The sequence below is a fragment of the Bartonella sp. CL70QHWL genome (genome assembly GCF_042194855.1).
In the GTDB taxonomy this organism is placed as follows: domain Bacteria; phylum Pseudomonadota; class Alphaproteobacteria; order Rhizobiales; family Rhizobiaceae; genus Bartonella.
Map to the genome: position 1 here is coordinate 1 of NZ_JBHINJ010000036.1, position 6,083 is coordinate 6,083.

The 6,083-nt window shown below is 46.9% G+C and carries 5 protein-coding genes; all 5 read left to right on the plus strand.

The window, feature by feature from the left end:
* Positions 1-163 precede the first annotated feature (163 nt).
* Positions 164-1,522, plus strand: coding sequence for a Bgr_08870 family protein (locus tag ACFIJZ_RS09030; RefSeq protein ID WP_375631779.1), 1,359 nt, complete (start codon positions 164-166; stop codon positions 1,520-1,522).
* A 180-nt stretch (positions 1,523-1,702) separates the two neighbouring features.
* On the plus strand, positions 1,703-2,986 hold the full coding sequence (locus ACFIJZ_RS09035) for a phage tail sheath C-terminal domain-containing protein (protein ID WP_375631786.1): 1,284 nt from the start codon (positions 1,703-1,705) through the stop codon (positions 2,984-2,986).
* Positions 2,987-2,989: 3 nt separating this feature from the next.
* The gene (locus ACFIJZ_RS09040; RefSeq protein WP_375631781.1) at positions 2,990-3,508 is read left to right on the plus strand and encodes a phage major tail tube protein; all 519 of its coding nucleotides are present in this window, start codon (positions 2,990-2,992) and stop codon (positions 3,506-3,508) included.
* 9 nt (positions 3,509-3,517) lie between these two features.
* On the plus strand, positions 3,518-3,931 hold the full coding sequence (locus tag ACFIJZ_RS09045) for a hypothetical protein (protein WP_375631783.1): 414 nt from the start codon (positions 3,518-3,520) through the stop codon (positions 3,929-3,931).
* 131 nt (positions 3,932-4,062) lie between these two features.
* On the plus strand, positions 4,063-6,083 hold a 2,021-nt coding region (locus ACFIJZ_RS09050; RefSeq protein WP_375631784.1), incomplete at its 3' end, for a phage tail tape measure protein.

Below are 6,083 nucleotides of genomic sequence, written 5' to 3' on the forward strand. Positions count from 1 at the left end.
AAACAGAACAACTCGCTGAACCGCTTTGGACAGAACGAAAATTTACCAGCAGTGATAAAGGCGCCAAACAAGCGCGCTTGAAACTCACGCTTACCGGTGGACCTGCTGCGCGGTCCATGGTGAGTGATTTTGGCGCCGGCATATTATGAGGGGAAAATGAGAGATGACAAAAACCAAAAAACTCGACATGGAATTGCCTAAAGAAGGACGCTTTATCAGTTCTGAATTCCCAATCTTGCGCGAAAACTTGACCAAAATTGATCAAGCCATTGCAGATGTTGAGGACAAGGTAGAGGGAAAAGCGCCTTCAAAACACACGCACACAATAAGTGATGTTGCAGATCTTGAAGCAGCCTTGAAGGGCAAGATGGCAGCGGATAAAACTTTCACTTTAAAAGATTTAGGTGATATCGAGGGTGCACAAGATGCTGCCAACAATTATGTTCTCTATAAATCAAGCAATAATAACTTCACCTTTGGGAGTGCTATCTCTCTATTAGGCGCACATCAACATAAAACCGAAGATATCGTGGGGCTTGACGATTTTAGAGCCAAGATCAATGAAGATCTCACAAGCTATGGGCACCTCACAAGCCCAAATGAATGGCAAAGTTATAATAAATTTACCAGCAAAGTGACTATGAGTGGTGCCTTAGAGCTTTTGGGCAATTCGTCGTTTAGCCTCATCCACAATGGTGAAATGGTTACCAGTTTAAGCACAAGCGGAAGCTCGCTTAAAGGACCGCTTAAAGTGGACGGTGATGTTGTTTATACCAAGGCGCAAGTGGATGCCCTCAAGCAGGAAATATGGGCAGAAATAAAGAGTCTTAAAAAAGTTTTTACTGATAAACCCATTAATTGGCCAGAACTTGCTGATGCTGAATTGCTGTATACGCAGGATGGTAAAATTCAGTGGCCAGACTGGGTAACCGATAAAACCAAAGTAGAAATCCAAGCGTGGGGCGGCGGCGGTAGTGGGGGTGGATCTGATACACCAAGTTTAGGAGGAGGAGGTGGTGGTGGTGGTTGTTCAGTATGGTATGGCTATAAAGCGAGTTTAGCTGGGAATGAAGCTATCATCGTTGGTAAAGGAGGAGATTCTGTTGCCTCGCGTGGTGCGACAGGGAATTCTGGTGGAACAACAATCATTGGCAAGGATTTTATCACAGCAACAGGAGGTCATGGTGGTGGAGGGGCTTATTCATCATCTTTTCCAGGAAATGGTGGAGCTGGAGGAGTGGGGGGAAATTTTGGCTTGGCGACGAATGATCGCCCCGGTCTTTTCAAGGGCGAGAATGGCCATCCTGGAACAGATGGTAACCGTGGTGGTGTAAGTGGAAGTGGTGGTGATGCTGGGGGTGATACATCTCGAGGTGGTCCTGGAGGAACAGGAAAAGGTTTTCGTGCTTCAGGAAAAGGAGGGGGTGGTTTTGGTGGAGGTGGTGCTGGCTCTCATGGAGATTCCTCTCCAAGCGGTGCTGGAGCTGATGGCGCTGTCCTCATAAGATTGTGGAAAGATTAAATACATAATCAAAGAGAGCACAATTCAAATGGTGCTTATTGTATAAGCGAGCTTATATGTTTTTAAGTCCTTTTATTGCTCTTTCAAAGCCCTTTGAAAGGGCTTTTTTTGACTGACAGTGTCAGTCTTATCGAGCATGGTGATGGTTGTTATTCTCTCTTCATTGATTTGGAGAGCAAGATGGCAATAGAATTTAATCATGGGATTCGCATTGTAGAGGCTGGTGAGGATTCCCGTCCTTTAGCAACATTTGATCAGACCGCCATTGGGGCGGTTGTTACAGCCCCTGATGCTGACAACCAAGTTTTTCCCCTCGACGAGCCCGTGTTGGTCTTCACCCATGAGACAGAGAAAATCCAAAAGCTTGGGGCAAGAGGCACGGCTCTTGATGTGATTAAAGCCGTGTGCGCGCAGGGGATTGAGGCACAAATTATCCTTGTGCGTGTGGAAGAAAAGTCAACCATTGCTGAGACACAAACCGAAATGGTGGGATCCAATACTCACTTGACCGGTGTGCATGCCTTAGCGCATGCGCGGGGGCATTTGGGGGTGGAACCTGGAATTCTCTTAGCACCGGCTTATAGTGCAGGGCGGATTGATAATGGTAAAAACCCCGTGGCAGATGCTTTAGAACAAGTGGCAGAAAAGTTGCAAGCCATTGCCGTGTTTGATACGGGTGGTAAAAACACGCAAGAAAGTCTTGCCTATCGTGCAGATTTTTCCTCACGCTTTTGTTATTTGATTGATCCCTTTGTACGGGTGGCAAATCGTGAGGGGGGTGTTAGTGTTAAACCGGCAAGTCCTTTTGCTGCCGCCATGTTTATCAAACGTGACAAGCAAAGGGGCGGTGTTTTTTGGTCTCCTTCCAACCAAGATGTGCATGGCATTTTAGGGACAGCACGCCCCATTAGCTATTTTGATGGCGAAATTGATCATGAGGCAAATCGCCTTAACCAAGCCGATATTGCGACCTTTATTCCAGCACGGCTTAGCCAAAATGCGCAGGGAGAAGTAGCTTCCAATGGGCGCATTTTATGGGGAAATCATACCACCTCCAGTGATCCACTTTGGCGCTTTGTCAATGTGGTGCGCACCCGTGCAGCTTTGGAAAAAACGATCATCAACAATTTCCGCCCTTGGGCGAATGATGAAAACCTTACTGGCCAACATGTTATTGCCATTACCCGCAGCCTTACACAGTTTCTTGATGATATGATTGCGCGTGGTGCGCTTTTGGGTGGCCGTGTTTGGTTTGACCGCGATTTAAATTCCAACAGCACTTTACAATTGGGAAAATTGCGGGTGGAATTTGATGCAGAAGAAGTGCCACCTTTAGAAGATTTGAGTTTCGGCAGCCGGCGCAATAGCGCTTATTTTGATCGGCTGGCGCAAGATATCCAAAAGAAAATGACTTATCAATTTGGCGATACGCTTGAAACTTATCGCAAAGCAGCAAGGAGTTAAAGCATGACTTTACGCATTGTACGCGGTTTTACCTTGATTATTGATGATGATGTGAATCTACATCTTGATCTTGAAACCCTCAAATTACCTACGTTGGAAGAAATCACCGAAACCTATCAACCAGGGGGCTCTGATATGCAGATTGATGTGAGCGGTCTTGGTGTGAAAGCTTTGAGCATGCAAATGAAAATCCGCAGCCATACCCCTGAGGTCATCGGTATTTTTGGTGGTCCCCCTGGTCTTCGTCATAAATTCACTGGCAAAAAACATGTGATCTCTGAAGAAGATGGGCGTGAGCATGAACATTCCATTGATGTGACAGGGCGGTTGGTCAAAGTCGATAGCGAAGGCTTAACAGCTGGAAAAGCGACAGGCTATGATTGCGAGATCAAAAATGTTTGGGACTATACGGAATTTTGGGATGGTTCTGTTTTGCACCGCTTTTCCTTTAAACGGGGCGGCTGGCTTGTCCGCAATGGGCAAGAGATCGGTTCTCGCCGCCGCTCTATTCTCAACTTATAGGAATTGATCATGACAAGTTTACAAACCAGCATTGACGTGGAATTGCAGGTTCCGCTTCCTTATCAAGATAAAAGTGGCAAAGAATCTCTCTGCAAGAAACTGACCTTTTATCGCCCCACTTTTAAGCATGCCAAGCAATTAGCGGTGCTCATTGGACCACAATTGACAGAGCTGCTGCTTCCTGAGTTTGGAGAGCAAAAAACAACTTTGAGCAATGATGTGCTTATCACGAAGCTTTCTCAAGTTTTGTTCACAAGTGAGGCAACAGAAGGCATCACAGCACTTTTGGCTGATATGTCACGTGAATCTATTGAATTGATTGATCGAGTTGATGTGATGGATATTGTCGCAATATTGAAGGCTTTTTTTGTTTTTTTTACGCAACGCCAATCCTCTCTGCCAGACAATTTGGGGCAGAACTAGCCCTTTATTATCACTGGGCGCCTTCAGAGATTAACCAGATGGATTGGCTGGATGTGATTGCCTATCGAGAAGAACTCGCGCGCCTGAAAGCTCAAGAATATGAAAGCCATCAGTTAGGATAAAGAATCGTCATGGATGTTTCCCTTGTTGTGCGTTTTGTCAATCATCTGCAAGAGGGGATAGCTTCTGCCAAGCGTGATCTTGCAGCCTTTAGTTCAGATGTTGCGCATTTCCAAAACAAGACAAGGCAGCATTTTAAAGGGTGGTTTGACCCTGAGCATCTTGAGGATGCGACAAAGAATGCGGAAAATGCTTTTATCCAAGCGCGGGGGCGCATGGTGGGTGCCATTGCGCAAACAGCAACCTTAATTGCACCGCTCTATAAAGCCATGCAATTTGATCAATCGATGAAGGGCTTGGAAAAGGTTCTCGATGCCCCCCTTAATCGCTTAAAGGAATTGCGCCGTTTTGCGCTTGAAACCTCCACCAAGATTCCGCTAGCGGCGCGTGAAGTCTTAGAATTGATGACCAGTGCCAGCCAAGCAGGGATTGGTGAACAAGATCTAGAAGCTTTTAGCATTTACGCCGCTAAAGCAGCTGTAGCTTTTGATATGACGGGAGATCAGATTGGGGAGCGCTTTGCCAAATTGCGCAATGTCTTTAAGCTTAATCAGGTAGGCATTGAAGATCTAGGCGATGCTATCAATCATCTCTCTAATCACATGGCGGCAAAGGCCAGTGAAGTGTCTGATTTTACCAATCGTGCCACCGGTGCGGCAACCATGTTTAAGTTGACAGCGCGCGAAACTGCGGCATTTGGTACGGCGATGATTTCTGCTGGGATTGTTCCTGAGAGTGCCGCGCGTGGTTTTAATGCCATGAGTGCGCGCATTCAGGCAGGGGGCAAACATATTGAAGATGCTTTTGCCAATATCGGGCTTTCTCGCGAAAAATTCATGCAAGATCTGGACAAAGATGCCACCGGCACCTTGGTGCGCTTTTTTAATGTGTTGGGTAAATCCGAACAGGGGATGCGCTCGCTGATTGCCATTGCGGGGCGCGATTTTACCGGTGATTTTGCCAAATTGGTGGGTAACCCCGAATTGTTAGGGCAAGCTTTAGAGTATGTGAAAGATCCACAAGTCTTTAAAGGTTCGGTAGAACAAGAAGCAGACAAACAAGCAACCGGTGCCATGCGGCAATTTGAACTCTTACAAAACCGTATTGTGGCTCTGGGCATCACCATTGGTGAAGTGCTTCTGCCTCCTCTCAACAGTCTCATGGAAACTGTTGGTAATTTTACCAATGGGTTGATGGCGTGGGCGAATGCGCACCCAACTTTAACAAGCGCCATTATCAAAACCATTGCCGCCCTCATGGCTTTTAATATTGCTCTGCGCGTGTTGCGCTTTACTCTTGCTGGGACACGCCTTGGGCTTCTTCAATTGATGGGCTCTTTTATCAAGATGGGTGCTGTTAGTCGTGGTGTTGCTGCAAGCTGGCGGGGCTTAGCAGCCGCAGGGCGCTCGCTGGGTTTAATAGCAGCAAGCTTTGGTGGAAGTGCGCTGCGTCTTCTTCGCCCCATGACTTTACTGGTAGGGGCTTTACGGGGGATTGCTGTCTCAGGAAGTGCATTTGCTGCCTCTTTTGGTTGGATGGGGACAGTGATCGAAGTGGTTGGGGCAAGTCTTTCCTCTGTTGTGGGGGGTATTTTTACCCCGATCGGGGCGGTCATTGCTGCTGTTGTGGCTGTCATCCTTGCTGCTGGTTTTGCTTTGTGGAAATATTGGGATCGTTTTTCTTCTTTTGTCAAAGGTTTTGCACGGGGGGTATCTCGGGCTTGGGGGCGTGCCTTTGAAGCCGTCATGCGCTTTTTTGGTGCTGATACCACCACCATCACCAAATGGAAAAATATCATTGCTGCTGCTTTTGATTTCTCTCAAACTTGGCAAAAGTTTAAACAAGAGCTTAGCGCTGTTGTCGAGTGGTTTGGCAATTTGTGGGAGGGCGTTAAACAAAGCTTTTCCAACTTTTGGCAATGGTTGAAGAGTTTTTTTACACAGGAAAAGCTCTCGGATGCTGCCAAGGCTGGTATGGAACAAGCGGGCGAAGATCTGGCTAATTCGATTGTCGATGGCTTTATGTCGTCTAT